This window comes from Halodesulfurarchaeum sp., from assembly GCF_036626455.1.
Classification (GTDB): Archaea; Halobacteriota; Halobacteria; order Halobacteriales; family Halobacteriaceae; genus Halodesulfurarchaeum.
The window spans coordinates 31,784-50,357 of record NZ_JAZKRK010000004.1 but is presented as its reverse complement, the minus strand read 5'-3'; the positions used below and the strand labels follow the sequence as shown (position 1 = coordinate 50,357).

The 18,574-nt window shown below is 61.6% G+C and carries 22 protein-coding genes; 16 read left to right on the top strand and 6 right to left on the bottom strand.

Features of this window, described 5'->3' with window-relative positions:
- The first annotated feature begins 92 nt into the window (after positions 1–92).
- On the top strand, positions 93–2,273 hold the full coding sequence (locus V5A26_RS02375; protein ID WP_332322197.1) for a PAS domain S-box protein: 2,181 nt from the start codon (positions 93–95) through the stop codon (positions 2,271–2,273).
- Between the two features lie 34 nt (positions 2,274–2,307).
- Here V5A26_RS02375 and V5A26_RS02370 read toward each other — a convergent pair whose 3' ends face one another.
- Together V5A26_RS02370 and V5A26_RS02365 are read right to left on the bottom strand one after the other, a co-directional pair.
- On the bottom strand, positions 2,308–3,312 hold the full coding sequence (locus tag V5A26_RS02370; protein WP_332320774.1) for a DUF5787 family protein: 1,005 nt from the start codon (positions 3,310–3,312) through the stop codon (positions 2,308–2,310).
- A gap of 72 nt (positions 3,313–3,384) precedes the next feature.
- Positions 3,385–3,591: a YgaP family membrane protein gene (locus V5A26_RS02365; RefSeq protein WP_332320773.1), complete on the bottom strand. Its 207-nt coding sequence runs from the start codon at positions 3,589–3,591 to the stop codon at positions 3,385–3,387.
- A 143-nt stretch (positions 3,592–3,734) separates the two neighbouring features.
- Between V5A26_RS02365 and V5A26_RS02360 the strand changes: the two genes are divergently transcribed.
- From V5A26_RS02360 to rdgB, 10 genes are all read left to right on the top strand, one after another.
- Complete coding sequence (locus tag V5A26_RS02360) at positions 3,735–4,973, top strand: translation initiation factor IF-2 subunit gamma (RefSeq protein ID WP_332320830.1); 1,239 nt, start codon at positions 3,735–3,737, stop codon at positions 4,971–4,973.
- On the top strand, positions 4,970–5,347 hold the full coding sequence (locus tag V5A26_RS02355; RefSeq protein ID WP_442908738.1) for a PIN domain-containing protein: 378 nt from the start codon (positions 4,970–4,972) through the stop codon (positions 5,345–5,347). Before V5A26_RS02360 ends, V5A26_RS02355 begins: the two co-directional genes overlap by 4 nt.
- Positions 5,348–5,920, top strand: a complete 573-nt coding sequence (locus tag V5A26_RS02350) for a DNA-directed RNA polymerase (RefSeq protein WP_332320771.1) — start codon at positions 5,348–5,350, stop codon at positions 5,918–5,920.
- Positions 5,921–6,118: a transcription elongation factor subunit Spt4 gene (spt4, locus tag V5A26_RS02345; protein ID WP_332320770.1), complete on the top strand. Its 198-nt coding sequence runs from the start codon at positions 5,921–5,923 to the stop codon at positions 6,116–6,118. It begins immediately after the preceding gene.
- Between the two features lie 2 nt (positions 6,119–6,120).
- Positions 6,121–6,654, top strand: coding sequence for a GTP-dependent dephospho-CoA kinase family protein (locus V5A26_RS02340; protein WP_332322196.1), 534 nt, complete (start codon positions 6,121–6,123; stop codon positions 6,652–6,654).
- Between the two features lie 60 nt (positions 6,655–6,714).
- The gene (locus V5A26_RS02335; protein ID WP_332320768.1) at positions 6,715–7,020 is read left to right on the top strand and encodes a 30S ribosomal protein S24e; all 306 of its coding nucleotides are present in this window, start codon (positions 6,715–6,717) and stop codon (positions 7,018–7,020) included.
- Positions 7,020–7,151, top strand: coding sequence for a 30S ribosomal protein S27ae (locus tag V5A26_RS02330; RefSeq protein WP_332320767.1), 132 nt, complete (start codon positions 7,020–7,022; stop codon positions 7,149–7,151). The genes V5A26_RS02335 and V5A26_RS02330 overlap by 1 nt, the downstream gene beginning before the upstream one ends.
- Complete coding sequence (locus V5A26_RS02325) at positions 7,142–8,731, top strand: bifunctional N(6)-L-threonylcarbamoyladenine synthase/serine/threonine protein kinase (protein WP_442908737.1); 1,590 nt, start codon at positions 7,142–7,144, stop codon at positions 8,729–8,731. The genes V5A26_RS02330 and V5A26_RS02325 overlap by 10 nt, the downstream gene beginning before the upstream one ends.
- Positions 8,732–8,943: 212 nt before the next feature.
- Positions 8,944–9,210 carry a DUF5808 domain-containing protein gene (locus tag V5A26_RS02320; RefSeq protein WP_332320766.1) on the top strand — a complete coding sequence of 89 codons (267 nt, stop codon included), beginning with the start codon at positions 8,944–8,946 and terminating at the stop codon, positions 9,208–9,210.
- Positions 9,211–9,268: 58 nt separating this feature from the next.
- Positions 9,269–9,811, top strand: coding sequence for an RdgB/HAM1 family non-canonical purine NTP pyrophosphatase (gene rdgB, locus V5A26_RS02315; RefSeq protein WP_332320765.1), 543 nt, complete (start codon positions 9,269–9,271; stop codon positions 9,809–9,811).
- Here the strand turns inward: rdgB and V5A26_RS02310 are convergent, their stop codons facing one another.
- The 4 genes from V5A26_RS02310 to V5A26_RS02295 all read right to left on the bottom strand — a co-directional run bounded on the left by V5A26_RS02310 (position 9,812) and on the right by V5A26_RS02295 (position 13,094).
- Entirely contained in the window at positions 9,812–10,579 is a 768-nt protein-coding gene (locus tag V5A26_RS02310; RefSeq protein ID WP_332320764.1) for a hypothetical protein, read from the bottom strand.
- A gap of 68 nt (positions 10,580–10,647) precedes the next feature.
- Positions 10,648–11,412, bottom strand: a complete 765-nt coding sequence (locus V5A26_RS02305; RefSeq protein ID WP_442908739.1) for an ABC transporter ATP-binding protein — start codon at positions 11,410–11,412, stop codon at positions 10,648–10,650.
- Entirely contained in the window at positions 11,412–12,122 is a 711-nt protein-coding gene (locus V5A26_RS02300) for an ABC transporter permease (RefSeq protein ID WP_332320762.1), read from the bottom strand. Before V5A26_RS02300 ends, V5A26_RS02305 begins: the two co-directional genes overlap by 1 nt.
- 6 nt (positions 12,123–12,128) lie before the next feature.
- The gene (locus V5A26_RS02295) at positions 12,129–13,094 is read right to left on the bottom strand and encodes a substrate-binding domain-containing protein (RefSeq protein ID WP_332320761.1); all 966 of its coding nucleotides are present in this window, start codon (positions 13,092–13,094) and stop codon (positions 12,129–12,131) included.
- A gap of 58 nt (positions 13,095–13,152) precedes the next feature.
- Here V5A26_RS02295 and V5A26_RS02290 point away from each other — a divergent pair, with 58 nt between their 5' ends.
- The 5 genes from V5A26_RS02290 (at position 13,153) to pstB (ending at position 18,403) form a co-directional block, all read left to right on the top strand.
- Positions 13,153–13,854 carry a TOBE domain-containing protein gene (locus tag V5A26_RS02290; protein WP_332320760.1) on the top strand — a complete coding sequence of 234 codons (702 nt, stop codon included), beginning with the start codon at positions 13,153–13,155 and terminating at the stop codon, positions 13,852–13,854.
- 99 nt (positions 13,855–13,953) lie between these two features.
- Complete coding sequence (locus tag V5A26_RS02285; protein WP_332320759.1) at positions 13,954–14,934, top strand: PstS family phosphate ABC transporter substrate-binding protein; 981 nt, start codon at positions 13,954–13,956, stop codon at positions 14,932–14,934.
- 44 nt (positions 14,935–14,978) lie between these two features.
- Positions 14,979–15,953, top strand: a complete 975-nt coding sequence (gene pstC, locus V5A26_RS02280) for a phosphate ABC transporter permease subunit PstC (protein ID WP_332320758.1) — start codon at positions 14,979–14,981, stop codon at positions 15,951–15,953.
- Position 15,954: 1 nt separating this feature from the next.
- On the top strand, positions 15,955–17,547 hold the full coding sequence (gene pstA, locus V5A26_RS02275) for a phosphate ABC transporter permease PstA (protein WP_332320757.1): 1,593 nt from the start codon (positions 15,955–15,957) through the stop codon (positions 17,545–17,547).
- Positions 17,531–18,403 (top strand): phosphate ABC transporter ATP-binding protein PstB, encoded by an 873-nt coding sequence (gene pstB / locus V5A26_RS02270; protein ID WP_332322195.1) that lies wholly within the window; start codon positions 17,531–17,533, stop codon positions 18,401–18,403. The genes pstA and pstB overlap by 17 nt, the downstream gene beginning before the upstream one ends.
- The last annotated feature ends 171 nt before the right edge of the window (positions 18,404–18,574 follow it).

Genomic DNA, 18,574 nt, shown 5'->3' with positions numbered 1-18,574 from the left:
TGACGGGTAAACCTCGACATCGTGACACCGCCAGAGCGCGGGGAAAACGTGATACAGACTTACAAGTCTGCCACCCCTCATTTAACCCGGTAATGGGAACTGCAGGCAGCAATCAGGACGATGGCTCCCTTGTCTACGTAAGTGCCGACCCTAGCCAGGCCGAGCAGTTCGCCCAAAAAATCGAAGCGGTGACCGGAATGACCGTCCTGACGCGTTCAACGGTCACCGGCGGTCTTGAAGCGCTTGCCACTCGGCCCGACCTTGCTTGTATCGTCAGTGACTACGATTTGCCCGATATCGACGGGATCGCATTCCTCCAGGCAGTTCGAGTCCAGTTTCCCGATTTTCCCTTCATCCTGTTCACAAGCGAAGGGAACGAACGGGTCGCCAGCAAGGCGATCACGGCACGGGTCACGGAGTATCTCATCAAAGAGCACTTTCAGGACCACTGGTCGGAGCTCGGAACACTGATCGCACAGTCGATCGGAACCCATCACACCCAACGGTCCATCACCGATCCGGAGGCCAGGGCAAAAGTCATTCTCGAAGCCGCACTGGACCCGATGGTGATCGTCCAGAACGAAACGTTCAGATATGCGAACGAAACCGCCCTCGAGTTATTCGAAGTGGACACGTTCTACGAGTTCGAGCGACGGTCAGTCGCCGAAATCGTCGCCCCGGACTCCGCAGCGATCACCACCGAAACCATCGAAGCGGTCCAAAGTGGAGCGCGTCGAGTCGAGCGGTTAGAGCAAACGATCGTCGGCCAGCAGGGGCGCAAAACTCCCGTCGAACTGACCGCGGTCTCGGTCGAATGGAACAACGCCCCGGCAGTCCTCCTGATCTTCCGCGACATCAGCGAGTTGCGAGCGAACCAATACGAACTGCGTCGCTTTCGGCGAGCGGTCGAAGCCGCTGGGCACGCGATTTACGTGACCGATGTAGACGGAACTATCGAGTACGCGAACCCGGCTTTCGAAGCCGTGACCGGCTACGAACCTGCAGAGGCCATCGGTAAAACCCCCCGCATTCTCAACTCGGGTGAGATGCCAGCGGCCTACTTCGAGAACCTGTGGGACACGATATTGGCCGGGGAGATCTGGGAAGAGAGCCTGATCAACCGACGGAAAGACGGTGAGTTGTATCACGCACACCAGACGATCGCGCCGATTACCGACCGGGACGGGACTCTCACGGCCTTTGTCGCCATTCAGACCGACATTTCCGAGCGAGAGCGTCTCCGGGAACGGCTCGAGGAATCGAAGGAACGCTACCAATCGCTGTTCAAGTCGATTCGGGATGCGATCCTCGTGTTTGATATGGATCGCCGGATCATCAACTGCAATCAGGGATTCACAGACCGCTTCGGGTACGAACTGTCCGAAATCGAAGGCGACCATGCAAAGTCCGTGTATGCGGGCGAGGCGGACTACGACGAGTTTCGTGAGGCGGTGAAGGGCCACATCGATGATCCGGATTTCACCCACACGGTCACCTATGAGAAGCAATCCGGCCAGACCTTCCCCGGGGAAACGAACGTGTTCTATCTCAGAAACGCCGACGACGAAATCGTCGGGTTCATCAGCATCATCCGGGACGTCTCGGACCGGCGCACTCGGCTCCACCAGTTGCAGATGATCGACCGGGTGCTCCAACACAATTTTCACAACGACATGAACGTCATCCAGGGGAACGCCGAACTGCTCAAAGACGCGGCCACGGAGGAGGATGTGGCACGTGCCTCACGGATTATCGAAACCGGTGATCAACTCTTGGAGACAGTCGAGAAAGAACGGCAGGTTACGAAGTTCCTCGCGGATCCGCCGGCCCGCAGCACAGTCGAGATCGGCTCTGTCATCACCCGGATCAAATCAGAGATCGAGTCACGCTATTCGAACGCGACCATCCGGTCGTCTCTGCAAGAGTCGGTCCGTGTCACTGCCAGTGCGGCCATCGGAACGGCAATCAAAGAGTTGCTCACAAATGCGATCAGTCATGCCGACGAAGAGACTCCGACAGCAACTGTTGCTGTGTGGGCAACTGACGAGACAGTAATCGTTGAAGTGACCGATTCGAATCCCACCATTCCCGAGATGGAACGGACAGTGCTCACCGGCGAGAAGCCAATCAGTGCGTTGTACCACGGCAGCGGGTTGGGATTGTGGCTCGTCAGTCTCGTCGTGGAGGACTCGAACGGCGTTCTCGAATTCGAGGAGAACGAACCACGGGGGAACATCATTCGTATCCGGCTCCCGCGGGCTGAAGTCGACTGACGGGAGCGTGCAGACCGTCCACCCCCGACCGACGTTAGGGGTCTCGAAACCGGTCCAGAAACGCCTGATAGCGGGCGGTTCCGGGTGGATCAGGCTCCCATGGCGTTCGCCGGGCACGTTCCGTCTCGCGGCCCAATTCGGGTTCCGGAGCGGATTCAAATCCCGGACAGTCCAAGCCACACTCCGCGGCCGGTTCGACAAGCCGGTCGGCCCACGAACAGCCAGGGAGGCCATCGGTCCCGGCAGCGGTCCAGGACTCGAATTTCGTACACCCTGGGGGCTCGAAGGTTCGCCATCCTTTCCCGTAGGCTCGTTCGGCGATGCGACGGCGCTGGCGGGTTTTTCCCACGGCAGAGACGTACTCGACGTCGTACTGGCCAGGCTGTTCCCGGCGAATCTCGAACCCCGGTCGTTCCGAATCGAGCACCGCAGGTTCGCGAACGACCTCGATTGCGGGCTCATCCGGGTGGACTCGCCAGATGCCGACCGGATCCGGAAGCCGGTGGCGGTGGGCGCGGGTGACGTGTGACGCCGTCGCGAGAATCACGGCGTCGAGTACCTGGAGGCTCACGTCGCGGCGAAGTTGGGCGGCGAGGTCCCCCGGTGTCCTCAGGTCGGGTTTGTTCTCGATCCCGACAAGTCCTGAGAACCAGTCCGGATACCGGGTCGCTTGCCGGGCCATTGTCTGGCCGCCCCGGCGAGAAATCTCGAAAAAATCCACCTCGGCTGCTCGCTCGGCCACCCGACTGGCGATCTCCGGCGGTGCGTCGATCGCCTTTGCAACCGACCGGCGTGACCCAACCTCGATGTCACTTTCAATAGCGAGTGGCGGGATCGTGCCCGGCGACAGGTCTACCCGCCGGTCGAACTCCGGACCCGGAGCCACGTAGACCAGATCCATAATGCGGGCCCCCGAACCCACGACGCTCGTACCCAGCTGACGGGCCAGGAGCCCGTTGGCCCCTATCTCGCGCAGCCCCGGCAGTCCGTCCCGTTCGAGGTGGGCCGAGAGCCGCAGTTCGAAATCGTATTCGCGCACACGTCCCGTAGCAAGTAGTGGGGTAAAAGCCGTTCCCACGGAGTAGCGAAACGCGGTTCTCCAGGCGCGTTATCAGTTCGTGTTGATCCCAAGCGGTTTGTACAACAAACACTGTCGCGTGTAGCCCGTCCAGAGGAAGACGAGGCCCACGACCACTAACAGCGCGCCGAGGATCGGCCCGAGCGCCTGGCCGAGGAGTGAGACGGCACCGATGATCGTCAAGAGCATACCCAAACCGATGCGAAGACTTTGATCCGTTCCACCGACGTTTGTTTCCATACCCCTCGATACCTGGGCAACGGACTTACCCCTTTTGCCATGACCACACCGGGACAGTTCCCGGCGCTGCTCGTGAATCGAGCCCGGAACAGCAGGTTTATCAGTCGTTCCTCGCGAAAACCGGACAAGATTACTTCGTGACCATGGAAGCTGACAACCGACAACCGGAGGTGAACATCGGACTCGTCGGGCACGTGGACCACGGGAAGACCACCCTGGTTCGGGCCCTCTCGGGCGAGTGGACGGACCAACACTCCGAGGAGCTCAAACGAGGCATCTCGATCAGACTCGGGTATGCAGATACGACGCTGCGTCGCTGCCCCGACGGTGACGGATCCGAGGCCTACACGGTCGCGGAGACCTGCCCGGAGCACGACGTCGAGACCGAGGTACTTCGAACAGTCTCGTTCGTGGACGCGCCGGGCCACGAAACCCTGATGGCGACGATGCTCTCAGGGGCCGCACTCATGGACGGAGCCGTTCTGGTCGTTTCGGCAACCGAGACCGTTCCACAACCCCAGACGGAGGAGCACCTAATGGCCCTAGACAGTATCGGCATCGAGAACATCGTCATCGCCCAGAACAAGATCGACCTTGTGGACGGGGAGACGGCCCGCGAAAACTACCAGCAGATCACGGAGTTCGTCGAAGGGACCGTGGCCGAAGGCGCCCCGATCGTCCCGATCAGTGCCGAACAGGAGATCAATATCGATCTCATTATCGAAGCGCTCCAAGAAACCATCCCCACGCCGGACCGTGATCCGGATGCGGATCCACGGATGTACGTCGCCCGGAGTTTCGACATCAACCGACCGGGGACCGAATGGGGCGAACTCAGCGGCGGGGTCATCGGCGGCAGTCTCGTGGAGGGCATCCTCGGTACGGACATGGAACTGGAGATCCGTCCTGGGCGGGAAGTCGAGGAGGGTGGCCAGACCGAATGGCGACCCGTGATCTCCACGGTTCGTTCGATCCAGTCCGGAGAGGAACTCGTCGATTCGGCCGCCCCCGGTGGCCTGCTCGGTGTCGGCACTGGCCTCGATCCAAGCCTCACCAAAGGTGACTCGCTCGCAGGCCAGGTCGCCGGCGAACCCGGGACCCTCCCACCGGTCTGGGAAGAGTTCGAGATGGACATCGATCTCCTCGACCGACTCGTCGGTGCCGAGGAGGACACGGACGTAGAGCCGATCAGCACGGGCGAACCGCTCATGCTCACGATCGGCACGGCAACGACCGTCGGGGCTGTAACGAGCGCCCGCGGCGGCGAAGCCGAAGTGAACCTCAAGCGACCGGTCTGTGCCCCCGATGAGGCCACGATCGCGATCAACCGGCGGGTCGGCACCCGCTGGCGGCTGATCGGAATCGGAACGTTGCGGGGATGAGAGTCGCGATGGACGCGAACGCGTTGATGATGCCGGTCGAAGCCGACGTTCGTGTCTTCGAGGAACTCGATCGGTTGCTCGGTGAGTACACGCCACTTGTCCCCGACGTGGTACTCACCGAACTCGACAAACTGGCCGATTCGAACGGCCAGGCCCAAAACGCGGCCCAGGTCGGACTGGACTTGGCCGAACGCTGTGAATTGATCCAGTCCCCAGAATCGTACGCCGACGACGCGTTGGTCGCCCTCGGATCAGCGGGCAACGTCGACGCCGTCGTGACGAACGACGCTCCGCTCCGCGATCGCCTCCTCGAGGCGGGCGTTCAGGTAATCCATTTAAGGGGGCAGAATCAATTAACCCGTACTCAACCATAGATGTACAAGCGAGTTAGACTCACAGATACGGTCGAAGTGCCTCCCGAGACACTCGACGACGTCACCCCCGATCTCATCAAGCGACTCCTGCAGGACAAACTGGAGGGGCGAATAGACGAAGACGTTGGCTCTATCGTCACGGTCCCCACGGTTCACGACATCGGAGAAGGGGCAGTCATCCCGAACCGACCCGGCGTGTACTACGAAGCCGAGTTCGATGTACTGACCTTCGACCCGTCGATGCAGGAAGTCGTCGACGGCGAGATCGTCGAGGTCGTCTCCTTCGGCGCCTTCGTCGGAATCGGACCCGTCGACGGCCTGCTTCACGTCTCGCAGATTTCCGACGAGTACCTGGCCTTCGACGAGGAAAACCAGATGCTCGCCTCCAAGGAATCCAACAACACCCTTGGCGTGGGTGACGCCGTCCGAGGGCGCATCGTCACGAAATCGATCGACGAGCGGAACCCCCGGGAGTCCAAGATCGGCCTCACAGCGAAACAGCCGGGATTGGGCAAACACGGGTGGCTCCGCGAGATCCGCCAGCAAGAGGCGGCGTCTGCGGAGGGCGAATAGATGGCCTCGAAGCGGCTCTCCTGCCGGGAGTGCCATCACATCGTCGAACCCGACCAGAACGCCTGCCCGTACTGTGGCTCGTCGAGTCTCACAGAGGACTGGGCCGGCTACGTGGTCATCACCCATCCCGAAGAAAGCGAGATATCCGAGAAAATGGAAGTCACCGAGGGTGGCGAGTACGCGTTGAAGGTCCGCTAACTGTGCCGACCGTCGTGGCCCGCCTCCCGGCCGCGGAACGGGATGCCTTCACGGAGCCACTCGGCGAGCTATACCAAACCCCCGAGCCGTTGCTCTCGGCCACTAGCGAGCCAGTCATCGCGGTCGGTGACGTCGTCCTCGCGCATCTCGGCCGGGAGAGTCACACCCCGGCCGTGTCTATCGTGGACGGACGGACGGAACGTGGGGACGTTTCGGACTGGGTATTGGACGAACGGCCGGACGCGGCAACCGAGTACACCGTCAAGAATCGCGCGGGGACCATTACCGCAGAGTTGGTCGAGGCGATCGAGTCGGCGCTCGAAGACTCCGAGCCCGCCCGGATTATCGTTGACGGTGAGGAGGATCTGGCCGTCCTCCCGGTAATCCTCCTCGCGCCCACCGGCGCAACAGTCGTGTATGGGCAGCCCAGCGAGGGGATGGTCGCGGTTCAGGTCGACGACGAGACGCGAGCAACCGGCCGGTCACTGCTCGCTCGAATGGACCGAGATCCGGAGTTTTGGGAGTTTCTCGGCTAAATACGGCCCGCCCTTCGAAATCCTTTTACAGATTTCGGGCTGACATAGTGATAACTGACCATGGACATCGAAATACTCGACGAGGAGGAAAACTCCCTGCTCCACCGGACTGACGTGACCTTCGAGGTCGTTCACGACGACGCATCGCCGTCCCGACTCTCCGTGCGGGACAGTCTCGCCGCCACGCTCGACCAGGACGCCGACCAGGTCGTCGTCCACAAACTCGACACCAAGTTCGGCATGCGCAAGACGATCGGCTACGCGAAAGTCTACGAAACCGCAGCGGACGCAGCCGAGATCGAAGAAGAGTACATGCTCGATCGGAACAAGATCGGCGAGGAGACCGAGGAAGAGGTGGCTGAGTGATGGCCCGAGGTGACTACTACGAGGACGGCGAACTCTCCAAAGACCGCTGTCCGCGCTGTGAGGACGCCTTCCTCGCCGACCACAGTGATCGACAGCACTGTGGCCGGTGTGGATACACCGAGTGGAAGTGACGCGGGTCCTCGGCATCGAAGGGACGGCCTGGGCTGCGAGCGCCGCCGTCTACGAGGAGTCGACGGCGGAACTTTTCATCGAAACCGACGCGTATCAACCCGAGAGCGGCGGCATCCATCCTCGTGAAGCCGCCGAGCACATGCGAACCGCGATCCCCGCAGTCGTCGAAACCGCCCTCGAAGCGGCTCAGGGCCCGATCGACGCCGTGGCGTTCTCCCGTGGGCCCGGTCTTGGGCCGTGTCTTCGGATCGTGGGGACGGCCGCCCGCACCCTTGCGGGGCGGCTCGACGTGCCGCTCGTCGGCGTCAACCACATGATCGCCCATCTGGAGATCGGCCGCCAGCGTTCGGGGTTTGACTCACCGATCTGCCTCAACGCGAGCGGGGCGAACGCACACGTCCTGGGGTTCAGGAACGATCGCTACCGCGTGCTGGGGGAAACGATGGACACCGGCGTGGGCAACGCCATCGACAAGTTCACCCGGCATGTCGGCTGGACCCACCCGGGTGGGCCGAAAGTCGAGCGAGCGGCCCAGGATGGCGAGTACGTCGACCTGCCCTACGTCGTCAAAGGGATGGACTTCTCCTTTTCGGGCATCATGAGCGCCGCGAAAGACGCCTTTGACGACGGGGTCCCTGTCGAGGACGTGAGCTACGCCCTCCAGGAGAACATCTTCGCGATGCTCACCGAGGTCGCCGAACGGGCGCTTTCACTCACCGGTCGTGACGAACTCGTGCTCGGTGGCGGGGTGGGACAGAACAAGCGACTCCGGGAGATGCTCGAGGAGATGACCAGCCAGCGAGACGCAGAATTGTACGCGCCCCAGCCGGAACTCTTGCGGGACAATGCGGGGATGATCGCAGCCCTCGGCGCGACCATGCTGGAGGCAGGAGACACGCTCCCGATTGCAGAGTCACCCATCAACCCGGATTTCCGGCCGGACCAAGTGCCAGTTACCTGGCGCAGCGGCTCGGTCGAGACGAGCGCACCCGCGACGGCCGAGTTCGCGGGCGCGGAAGCTGTCGTGGAGTTCGACGGCGATCGAGTCCGAAAGATCCGGCAGCCCAAAACCTACCGGCATCCCACCCTCGACGAGCGACTCCGTCGCGAACGGACCATTCAAGAGGTCCGGTTAACCCACGAGGCCCGGTCACTTGGCGTTCCGACCCCGCTCATTCGAGACGTGGATCTGGCCGAGACGACCATCGATTTCGAACGGGTCGGAGACACCGACCTCCGGGATGCCCTGGACCCCGATCGGGTGGCCACAGTCGGTGCGTATCTCGCGAAGATCCACGGGGCTGGATTCGTCCACGGCGATCCGACCGTTCGCAACGTTCGCATTCGAACGGACAGTGACGGGCCAGAAACGGTCCTCATCGACTTTGGGTTGGGGTACACGACCGATGACGTCGAGGATTACGCGATGGACCTGCACGTCTTCGAACAATCACTGGCCGGGACAGCGGATAATCCTGTCACACTGTCCGCGGCCGCCGAGGAACGCTACACCGAGACAGGTGACGAGGCCGTGCTCGAACGATTGCGTGAGATCGAGGGGCGCGGTCGGTACCAGTGAGATCCCCAGGGGGCGAGCAGGGGAGCTGTCCCAGGCCGGGATTTCCCACGCACTGCGGGGCTGACAGTGGTGACCGCAAAGCGGTCCAGTGACCGGCCTGGCACGGGGCTACATACTCCGGGTTGGCCCGGTCATCGGGGATAAATATCAGGGCGGCGCCGGAGCCCAAAAGCCCCACAACGGTTTAGGCTCATGCACACCTACACTGACCCATGAGCCAAGACGCATCCGGGCGGATATTCGGAATCCCGTACAACTTCGAGCGCCCGAGTCTCAAGCGCCTCCTCTCCTCGTACTGGCAGCCGGGCGAGGACATGGTCGTCGAGACGCCCTTCGGGGTCGGCTACTCGCTCAACCTCGCGAACTGGCGGTCCTGGCTGGTTCTGGGGCTTGCCGCGGTGATGGTTTATCAGGAAAAGGAGGGAGGCGAGACGAGCGAAGCGGAGGAGGAACCTGTCGACGTTATCATCGAAGAGTAGCGCCCCGATCGGGAGGTGAAACCGGGAGCCATTTCTCGCCGGCCGCCCAGCAGTGTGTATGCTCCGTTTCGTAACGACCAACGCCGAGAAAGCCGCCGAGGCGAATGACCATCTCGGTGATACAACTGTCGAGCAGGTGGAGTATGACTACGACGAGGTGCAGGCCGACGATGTTGCAGACATCGCTGTGAGAGGCGCCAAAGAGGCCTTTGGGGCAATCGATGGGACCGATCCGGTCATCGTCGACGACACCGGATTTTACATCCACGGACTGGACGGCTTCCCCGGCCCGTATGCCGCCTACGTGGACGAAAAACTCGGCATCGAACGGGTCTGGGAGGTGGCCGCAGATCTTGAGGATAAAGGCGCCGCCTTCAACTGTGCGGTTGCCTACGCCGACGAGGGGACCGTCGAAGTGTTCGAGGGGAGTGTCGAGGGTCGCCTCGTCCCACCGCGAGGAGACGGCGGGTTCGGCTACGACCCGATCTTCGAATACGATGGACAGACCTTCGCGGAACTCTCGATGGCAGCGAAAAACGAGACCTCACATCGCGCTCGGGCGCTGTCGAAACTCGCCTCGTGGCTCGAAAACGGGGACTGATTACGTCACGTTCCTCACGAGTTCGAGCAGTTCGTCACGATAGGCCGTGGGAGTCAAGCCAAGGTCCACGTCTATCGTGACCGAAATCGCATCGCTCAAATCGGTGTCGGTGACCCGAGAGAAGTTTTCGGCCGGATAGGCCCCGCCGGCGACGAGGTAGTTCCCGTCTACGGCCCAGACAGCAAGAACCGCGTCGACCGCCAGGTCGGTCCCTTCGAGCGTGAGGGTCGTATCCTCACGAACCGGGAACTCGATGTCCTGAACCGGAAAGACCCCCGAGAGTTCGGTCAGATCGGCTGTCTTGTCACCGGAGAGGTCGAGGGACCCGGTTTCGGTTTGCTCGATGTCGGTGATCCCGGCCGCCTCCATCCTGGACCTGAGTTCCGCGATGGCGTTGTCTCGGATCCGGTTTTTGACCTCCGTCTGAACGGGGCCAAGTTCATCCACGGATGGGGCCATGTCGACTCGGGTGGCCGAAAACAAGGCAAGATCCGTGTCAAGTGTGTCGAGGGTATCTGTTTGGACCTGTTCGCGAAGCGCGGCGTCAGCGTAGGTCACGGAGGAGGCGACGGCCTCGACGGTGACGACGGAGTACTCCTCCTCGAAGACGGTCTCGTCTTTGGTTTCGCTCCGCTGTTCCCAGCCACCCTCCTGCAGGGTCGTCTCCGGGACATTCGGCAGCGCGACTGACCCAACAGCCGTTTGACATCCCGCCAGGGACCCGAGAGCTCCCACCCCGAGTGCAGCAATGAACGATCGGCGTTGCATATCACGGGACTAGCGGGCAAGCGGCTTATGGACCGCGACAGTTGACCCGGATTTGCCCGAATTGGGGATCAATAGACGAGTTCGCCCGAGATGAACCGCTCCGTTCTGGGATTCGAAGGGTGGGTGAACACGGTCTCTGTCGGCCCGATTTCCGTGATCGAATCACCGAGTAACACCCCAACTCGATCGGCCACCCGACGGGCCTGGTGCATGTCGTGGGTGGCGATTGCCACGCCGATCCCCCTATCGCGAGCCTCCTCGATCGCGTCCTCGATGAGTGCCGTATTCCGCGGATCAAGGTCCGAGGTTGGCTCGTCAAGAAGGAGGACATCCGGATCATAGGCCATCGCGCGGGCGAAGGACACCCGCTGGGCCTCTCCCCCGGAGAGGTCTGCGGCCGGTTCGTGAATCCGGTCTCGGAGGCCAACAACGTCTAAGGCGTCGTAGACCACGTCTGCAGCGCCGTTCGTTTCGACCACCGATCGGAGTTCGTCCCGCACCCGGTCCATCCAGGACCGTCGCACGCGAAGTCCGTACTCGACGTTTCTGGCCACCGTCGTGTCAAACAGTGTCGCCTTCTGAAAGACCATCCCGATCCGGCGACGCAGTTCAAGTCGGGTCGCCTCGTCGGCGTCCCAGGCTGACTGGCCATTGAGGAGGAGGTGGCCGGAATCGGGGCGGTCCCGTACCGCAAGCAACCGAAGCAGCGTCGTCTTGCCCACCCCAGAGGGGCCGATTATCGCGACGACCTCCCCGGCCTCGACTTCGATAGAAAGGTCCTGGAGGACCGGGTCAGTCTCGTGAGCAAACGAGAGGTTCCGGGCGGCGAGCATCATCGCAACCCCTCCTGGCCGCCCAGGCGAATGACGATCCCATTGACGACTAAGACCAACACGATGAGCACCGCTCCGAGCACGATGGCTGTGTCGTAGCGGCCCTGTCGCGCTTCGAGCCGGATCGCAGTCGTCAGGGTCCGCGTCCGAGAGACCCCATCCGCACCGGCAATATTGCCACCGACAATGAGCACCGAGCCGATTTCACTGATAGCGCGGCCGAACCCGGCCAGGATGGCTGTTGCGATTCCGTTACGGGCCTCCTTGAGGGTGAGCAGCGCCACGTCGATTTTCGTTCCACCGAGCACGTGACCCGCGTCCCGGACCCGGGTTTCCACGCTCGTAATCGAAGCGAGGCTGATCGCGGTGATCGGTGGGGTCGCAAGCACGAACTGGGACATGATCATCGCCTCTTTGGTGAACACCAGATCCAGCCCCCCGAGCGGCCCCTGATTCGAGAGCAGGAGCAACACGAGAAGGCCCACGACGACACTCGGAAAGCCCATACCGGTATTGATAACTGACGTGAAAAACTGCTTGCCCCTGAACTCCGTGAACCCCATCACGAAGGCGACCGGGAGGCTCACGAGCGTACTCACCACCACGGCAATAATACTCACGTACAATGAGACCCGGATGATACTGGTGACGTACAACGTCTCGAAGGGGAATTCGAGCAGCAGCGGGAGGGTGGACGTTAGTGCGGCCATTTGGTGTCAGTCCTCGGAGCCAGAGGGGCGCCATCCGTCGGGAACGTATTGCTGGAAGTTCGGATCTGCAGAGAGTGCTTCGGGGTAGAACAACTGCTCACCGTTCACCTCGTAGTTTTCGATGGTTTTCTGGGCGGCGGGACTCGTGAGATAGCCGATATAGGCCATCGCCAGGTCGTAATTGACGGTGTCGTGCACGGCCGGATTCACGGCGATGACGCCGTACGGGTTTGAGAGCAGTTCCGGTCCACCTTCTATGGGCCCCTGAACGAGAATCGTCAGGTCGATATCGGCTTTCATCGAGAGGTAGGTTCCCCGGTCCGCGAGTGTATACCCGTCCTGCTGGGTCGCCATGGTCAGGACACTTCCCATCCCCTGTCCGGTTTCGAGATACCACTCCCCGCCTGGGTCGATCGTTGCCGCGTCCCAAAGTGCCAGTTCCTTCGTGTAAGTGCCTGAATTGTCACCCCGGGAGAAAAACGTGGCTCCAGAGTCAGCGACCGCCGCAAACGCCTCGGTGGCCGACTCCATGCCTTCGATTCCTGCCGGATCGGCGCGCGGACCGACGATGACGAAGTCATTAAACATCAGGTCCCGACGGTTTACCCCATATCCGTTTTGCATGAACTCGTCCTCGAGCGAGCGAGCATGGACCATCACGACGTCGGAATCACCGGCACGAGCGGTCTCTAGTGCCGCGCCCGTTCCCTGAGCAACAGCGTCGACCGTGACTCCGTACATCGCCCCGAACGGTGCGTTCAGTTCGTCCAGCAGTCCCGTATCGTAGGTGCTGGTTGTCGTCGTCAGCGTCAGGGTTTCGCCGGCAACCCCGGCTTCCTCACCTGAGCTACTTGCTTCGGCCGTACCATCCGCCTCTAAGCCACGCATCGACGCACAACCTGCGAGTCCGACCACTGCCCCAGCCCCGAGGGTGGCCAGGAACTCTCGTCTCCGTTGTGCCCTCATAGACATATTGGGGTTATGCCGAAAGTGACATAATAGTTTTCCTCGGTGGGTCCGAAGGTGTGGTATGGACCCGAGTTTCGAGGCGCAGTTGCGGGAGGGTGATGTCGTTTTCACCGAGCGGGACGCAACCCTCCTCGAAGCGATTCGCGAACACGGGTCGCTCAACCGTGCGGCAGAGGCACTGGGACGATCGTATTCGCGCTCACAGAAGCGATTGGGGGCCCTCGAAGCGGCGTTCGGGACGTTGGTCGAACGGACCCGAGGGGGCCCCGGAGGCGGTGGGAGCCAGGTGACAGAGGAAGGCAAAGCCCTGCTCAATCGCTTCGAGCGGTTGGAGACGGGGTATGCTGCCGTTGCGTCGGTCACCGAGACTGTCATCGAAGGGACAGTCATCGATCGTGAAGGGGAAATCGCTGAGATCGAGACCGCTGCCGGTCCGATTCGAGCCCTCGTGCCACCAGGGAGCGAGCAGGTGCAGGTGGGAATTCGCGCGGACGCCGTCACGCTACACGACCCGGCTGAGGCCCCACCCACGGTTGGGACCAGTGCCCGAAATCGGTTCGACGGATCCGTGGAGTCGGTCACACCAGGGGAAAACGTCGGCCAAGTAGCCGTCGACATCGGCGCCGAGACACCGCTTCGGGCACTCGTCACTGCGAGGAGTCGGGACAGACTCGGACTGGAACCAGGTCGGGACGTGGTTGTGACGTTCAAGGCAACCTCGGCGCAGTGTACGGAATCGGCCGGTGCGGCGGCTGTCGAGTGAAATGGCCCATCCAACACCCACTGTTCGGGGCCTGTCTATTGCTATCTATATAGAGAACATAGTAGGGCCTTTAGTACCGGGTTGGTTTAGGTTCGGATAATGGATCGTGACGGCGACGGACCGTCGCTAGATCGACGTAACTTCTTGGCGGGGGTGGGCTCAGCCGGGGCCGCACTTGTTGCTGGGTGTACCAGTCGGGCCAAGAAAGACCAGTTCGAACTGGAGGGAGACATCGAGATCTCCGGGTCCTCGACGGTGTTCCCGCTGGCCGAGGCCGTGGCCGAACAGTTCATGATCAATTACCCAGAGGTGAACATCTCGGTCAAATCGACAGGGTCCGGGGGTGGATTCGAGAACCACTTCTGCCCGGGTGCTTCCCAGTTCAACAACGCCAGCCGCGCGATCACGGACGGCGAGCGCGATCTGTGTGGCGAAAACGGTGTCGAACCGATCGAACTCACCGTTGCGACGGACGCCCTGACTGTCGTGGCTAACAACAACGCCAACTGGCTCGACTGCCTGACCGTCAACGAGTTGCGCCAGGTGTGGAGTCGCGATGGCCCCGAGACGTGGGCCGCCATCAATGAGGACTGGCCGGACGAACCGATCAAACGGTTCGGCCCAGCTGATACCTCGGGCACCTTCGATTACTTCCGCGAGGCGGTGCTGGGCGAGGAACATGACCACGCAAAGGACTACGAACCGACCGAGAAGGACAACTTGATCGTCCAGGGTGTACAGGGCAGCGAGTTCGCGACAGGCTATTTCGGGTTTTCATACTATTATAACAACCCGGACAGTGTGACTGCCGTCCCTATCGACGACGGGGACGGCTGTGTGGAGCCGTCTGTCAAAACTGCAAAAAACGGGGAATATACGCCACTCTCCCGGCCGCTTTTTACCTACGTCGCAAAAGACGCCCTCGCCGAAGAGCACGTTGCCGAGTTCGCCCGGTTCTACATCGAACAGAGTGGCAACCAGGAACTGGTCGCCGACCGAGTCGGATACGTCCCAAACACCGAAGCTGCCGTGCAATCACAACTCGAGACCCTCGAGGCAGCCCTCGAGGAGGTCAGCTGAATCGAAACACCATGATTTTCATTTCCCCTCCCTAACCCACCACAATGACAGAGTATTTTGAGGAGCCAGACCTCTCCGGAAACAGGGGCTTTCAGTCCCTTCGCGAAGGCTTCTACAAGGCCCTATTTTTCTCCTTTGCAGCCGCGACTGTCCTCACCACTATCGGGATCTTTCTCACGCTGTTCGTCGATGCACTGGGCTTTTTCAGGTCGTATTCGTTGGTCGCGTTCCTCACCGGTCTGGACTGGAGCCCCAGCCTGGAACCGGTTTCCTTTGGCGTCTTGCCCCTCGTATTCGGAACTCTCACAGTCACCTTCACGGCCGCAGTCATCGCAATCCCTGTGGGAACACTCACTGCAGTGTACCTAAGCGAGTACGCGGCGGCGCGCACACGGGCCGTTCTCAAACCGCTCCTCGAGATATTGGCCGGCGTTCCAACGGTGGTCTATGGCTTTTTCGCGCTGGTGTATGTCACACCTGTCATCGACTTTTTCTTCCCCGGTGTCTCAACGTTCAACGTCCTTTCGGCCTCTCTCATGGTTGGTATCATGACGATCCCAATGGTGTCATCGATCTCGGAAGACGCCATGTCGGCCGTGCCGGACTCGCTTCGCCAGGCCGGCTACGGGATGGGCGCGACAAAGTACGAAGTCACAACCGACATCATCGTGCCGGCCGCGACCTCCGGGATCGTCTCATCGTACATTCTCGCCATCTCTCGGGCGATCGGGGAGACCATGATCGTCACGGTGGCGATGGGCATGCAAGCGTCCATTCCAGCAGTAAAAACGGCTGACGTGTTCGGGCTGGGCATCCCCTTCGTCCATCCGGGGGAGGTCTTTCTCGGCTCCGGGCAGACGATGACCGCCGCAATGGTACAGATCGCCAACAGCGACCTCGCCGGCGGAACCATCGCGTACGAGAGCCTCTTCGCGATCGGGCTCACGCTCTTCGCGATCACGCTGTTGATGAACATCGTTTCGAACGTCATCTCGGAACGCTACCGGGAGGAATACTGAGATGAGCGAGCACAATCCAGACACCGCGTTCGCCGGGGTCAGCCGGCTCCGTGGCCGCATTTTCGGCAGCCTCGCGAAGGCAGCTTCCTGGGTCGGGGTCGTCGTCCTCGCCTGGCTGCTATTCATGGTGGTCGTCGACGCGTTCGGCCTCACCGCTGCGAGCACGGACTGGTATCTCGGCGCACTCGTGGGCTTCGGAGCACCGCTCGCGACGTACAGCGCCTATCTCTATTGGAAGCGGCCTGATCTCCGATGGATAGCGGTCCGAGCGACGGTAATCCCGCCCGCCGGGTTGATCTTTGCCGGGGCCATTTTCGTGCTCTTTCTCGTCTTCGAGCCGTTTTTCTGGTTCCTGTACTACACGATCGCCGTACTCCCCGCCGTCGCGGTCTATGGGCACTTCGCCACCCGGGACGACACGCGAGCACCGCTGGCTGCAGGCTTTGTCGGTGTGGTTGGATTAGTCATCGGCTATTTCGTCGAACCGCTGATCCTGATCATGCCACTTCCCTGGATCATGCTCGTCTGGGTGCTGGTCGTGCCAGCAGGGGCCCTGATCGCGTATCGGCAAGCTCCGGAGGACCGACAACAGCAAGTCACAATTCTGGGCACCGGGGTGGCCGGCGGTGTTCTCGCGAGTTATCTCGGACCGGCACTGATCGGGGTGACACCGGATACGGCCGTCATCCTGTATGCGGCTACCTTGCTTCCAGTTGCCTGGTACAACGGCGCCGTTCTGGCAAATGACCGCAGTGCCTGGCCGGGACTGCTCGGCCCGGTTGTCGCTCTCGGGGCCATCGGAGGGGGTATCGTTCTCGGCGGCCTCGTCGGCACGACTGGGCCCGAACCGGTCCTCGATTGGCAGTTCCTCACGAGCGCCCCGTCGACCCTCCCCGCAAATGCGGGGCTGTTCCCGGCGATCGTCGGCTCCGTGTTCATCATCGCCATCGTGGCCATCGTTTCCTTCGTCGTCGGGGTCGGGGCCGCGATCTACCTGGAGGAATACGCCCCCCAGACCGGTGTTGGAGGCACCATCACCCGGATCATCAGAGTGAATATCGCAAACCTGGCTGGCGTCCCATCTGTCGTCTATGGACTGCTCGGTCTCGGTCTGTTCGTGAACCTCATCGGGATGGGATTGGGCATCGTTCTCGTGGCCGGTCTCACACTCTCGCTTTTGATCCTCCCGATCGTGATCATCTCCGCGCAGGAGGCGATCCGGTCGGTCCCGGAAGAAGTTCGGGAGGCCTCCTATGGGATGGGTGCCACCCGGTGGCAGACGATTCGGGAGGTGGTGCTCCCCAGGGCAGTTCCCGGGGTCCTCACCGGAACGATCCTGGCCTTGAGCCGGGCGATCGGTGAGACGGCACCGCTCCTGATGATCGGGGCGGCGACGACGGTCTTCCGGCCGCCGACGGGCTTTGCCAGCCAGGTATCGGCGATGCCACTCCAGGTCTTCTACTGGTCGTTCCACCAAAAATCGGCCTTCAGGGAACTCATCGCCCCGGCCGGAGTCGTCACGCTGCTCGTGGTAATGCTCTCGATGAACGTCCTCGCGATCTACCTTCGGAACAGATATGAACAGCAGGCCTAACGTGGATTCACAAACGATGGAGGAATCGACGACTGGTGACTGGTCGGAAACCGGACTGGACGAGTCCGACGGCGGCGACCGGGACATCGAACAGATCCCCGAGGCGGAAACCATCATCGAGGCCCGGAACCTCGACGTGTACTACGGGGAAGAGCGGGCACTAAACGACGTGTCCATGTCCATTCCCGAGCAGAAGGTCACCGCCATTATCGGTCCCTCCGGCTGTGGAAAATCCACCTTCCTGCGCTCGATCAACCGGATGAACGACCTGATCGACATCGCCAACGTCACCGGCGAACTCTGTTTCAAAGGGAAGAACGTCTACGACGAGGACGTGGACGCCGTGGCCCTCCGCCGACAGGTCGGGATGGTCTTCCAGGCCCCCAACCCGTTCCCCAAGAGCATCTACGACAACGTCGCCTACGGACCGCGTATCCAGAACGACACCGAAAACCTCGATGAGCAGGTCGAACAGGCGCTTCGCCAGGCTGCCCTCTGGGACGAGGTCAAAGACCGCCTCGACGAGCGTGGCACCGACCTCTCGGGCGGCCAGCAACAGCGGCTCTGTATCGCCCGCGCCATCGCGGTCGACCCGGAAGTCGTCCTCATGGACGAGCCCGCAAGTGCGCTGGACCCGGTCGCGACTTCCAAGATCGAGGACCTCATCGATGAACTCTCCGAGGACTACACCGTCGTGATCGTCACCCACAACATGCAGCAGGCCGCCCGGATCTCCGATAAGACTGCGGTCTTCCTGACCGGCGGCCACCTCGTCGAATACGGGGAGACCGACCGGATCTTCCAGAACCCGCGAAACGAACGGGTCGAGGATTACATCTCCGGGAAGTTCGGATAACGCGGTCCAAGGCGGCACTGTTTTTGTTTCGTCGGCATAACCCCTCGAAAACCCGCTCAATTGGGCCTAATTCCAGTGAACTCTGGACAACGGCTGCCTGGGTACTTGGGTATGGGCACCCTATTCAGGATCACGATGAGTTCCCCAAAGACGGACCCGAGCGATTCCAAC

Bases quoted from the DNA above. Each gene is read 5' to 3' on its own strand.
- V5A26_RS02375 (WP_332322197.1), top strand. From the start codon at position 93: ATGGGAACTGCAGGCAGCAATCAGGACGATGGCTCCCTTGTCTACGTA.
- V5A26_RS02365 (WP_332320773.1), bottom strand. From the start codon at position 3,591: ATGGAAACAAACGTCGGTGGAACGGATCAAAGTCTTCGCATCGGTTTG.
- V5A26_RS02360 (WP_332320830.1), top strand. From the start codon at position 3,735: ATGGAAGCTGACAACCGACAACCGGAGGTGAACATCGGACTCGTCGGG.
- V5A26_RS02355 (WP_442908738.1), top strand. From the start codon at position 4,970: ATGAGAGTCGCGATGGACGCGAACGCGTTGATGATGCCGGTCGAAGCC.
- V5A26_RS02350 (WP_332320771.1), top strand. From the start codon at position 5,348: ATGTACAAGCGAGTTAGACTCACAGATACGGTCGAAGTGCCTCCCGAG.
- spt4 (WP_332320770.1), top strand. From the start codon at position 5,921: ATGGCCTCGAAGCGGCTCTCCTGCCGGGAGTGCCATCACATCGTCGAA.
- V5A26_RS02335 (WP_332320768.1), top strand. From the start codon at position 6,715: ATGGACATCGAAATACTCGACGAGGAGGAAAACTCCCTGCTCCACCGG.
- V5A26_RS02330 (WP_332320767.1), top strand. From the start codon at position 7,020: ATGGCCCGAGGTGACTACTACGAGGACGGCGAACTCTCCAAAGACCGC.
- V5A26_RS02320 (WP_332320766.1), top strand. From the start codon at position 8,944: ATGAGCCAAGACGCATCCGGGCGGATATTCGGAATCCCGTACAACTTC.
- rdgB (WP_332320765.1), top strand. From the start codon at position 9,269: ATGCTCCGTTTCGTAACGACCAACGCCGAGAAAGCCGCCGAGGCGAAT.
- V5A26_RS02310 (WP_332320764.1), bottom strand. From the start codon at position 10,579: ATGCAACGCCGATCGTTCATTGCTGCACTCGGGGTGGGAGCTCTCGGG.
- V5A26_RS02305 (WP_442908739.1), bottom strand. From the start codon at position 11,412: ATGCTCGCCGCCCGGAACCTCTCGTTTGCTCACGAGACTGACCCGGTC.
- V5A26_RS02300 (WP_332320762.1), bottom strand. From the start codon at position 12,122: ATGGCCGCACTAACGTCCACCCTCCCGCTGCTGCTCGAATTCCCCTTC.
- V5A26_RS02295 (WP_332320761.1), bottom strand. From the start codon at position 13,094: ATGTCTATGAGGGCACAACGGAGACGAGAGTTCCTGGCCACCCTCGGG.
- V5A26_RS02290 (WP_332320760.1), top strand. From the start codon at position 13,153: ATGGACCCGAGTTTCGAGGCGCAGTTGCGGGAGGGTGATGTCGTTTTC.
- V5A26_RS02285 (WP_332320759.1), top strand. From the start codon at position 13,954: ATGGATCGTGACGGCGACGGACCGTCGCTAGATCGACGTAACTTCTTG.
- pstC (WP_332320758.1), top strand. From the start codon at position 14,979: ATGACAGAGTATTTTGAGGAGCCAGACCTCTCCGGAAACAGGGGCTTT.
- pstA (WP_332320757.1), top strand. From the start codon at position 15,955: ATGAGCGAGCACAATCCAGACACCGCGTTCGCCGGGGTCAGCCGGCTC.
- pstB (WP_332322195.1), top strand. From the start codon at position 17,531: ATGAACAGCAGGCCTAACGTGGATTCACAAACGATGGAGGAATCGACG.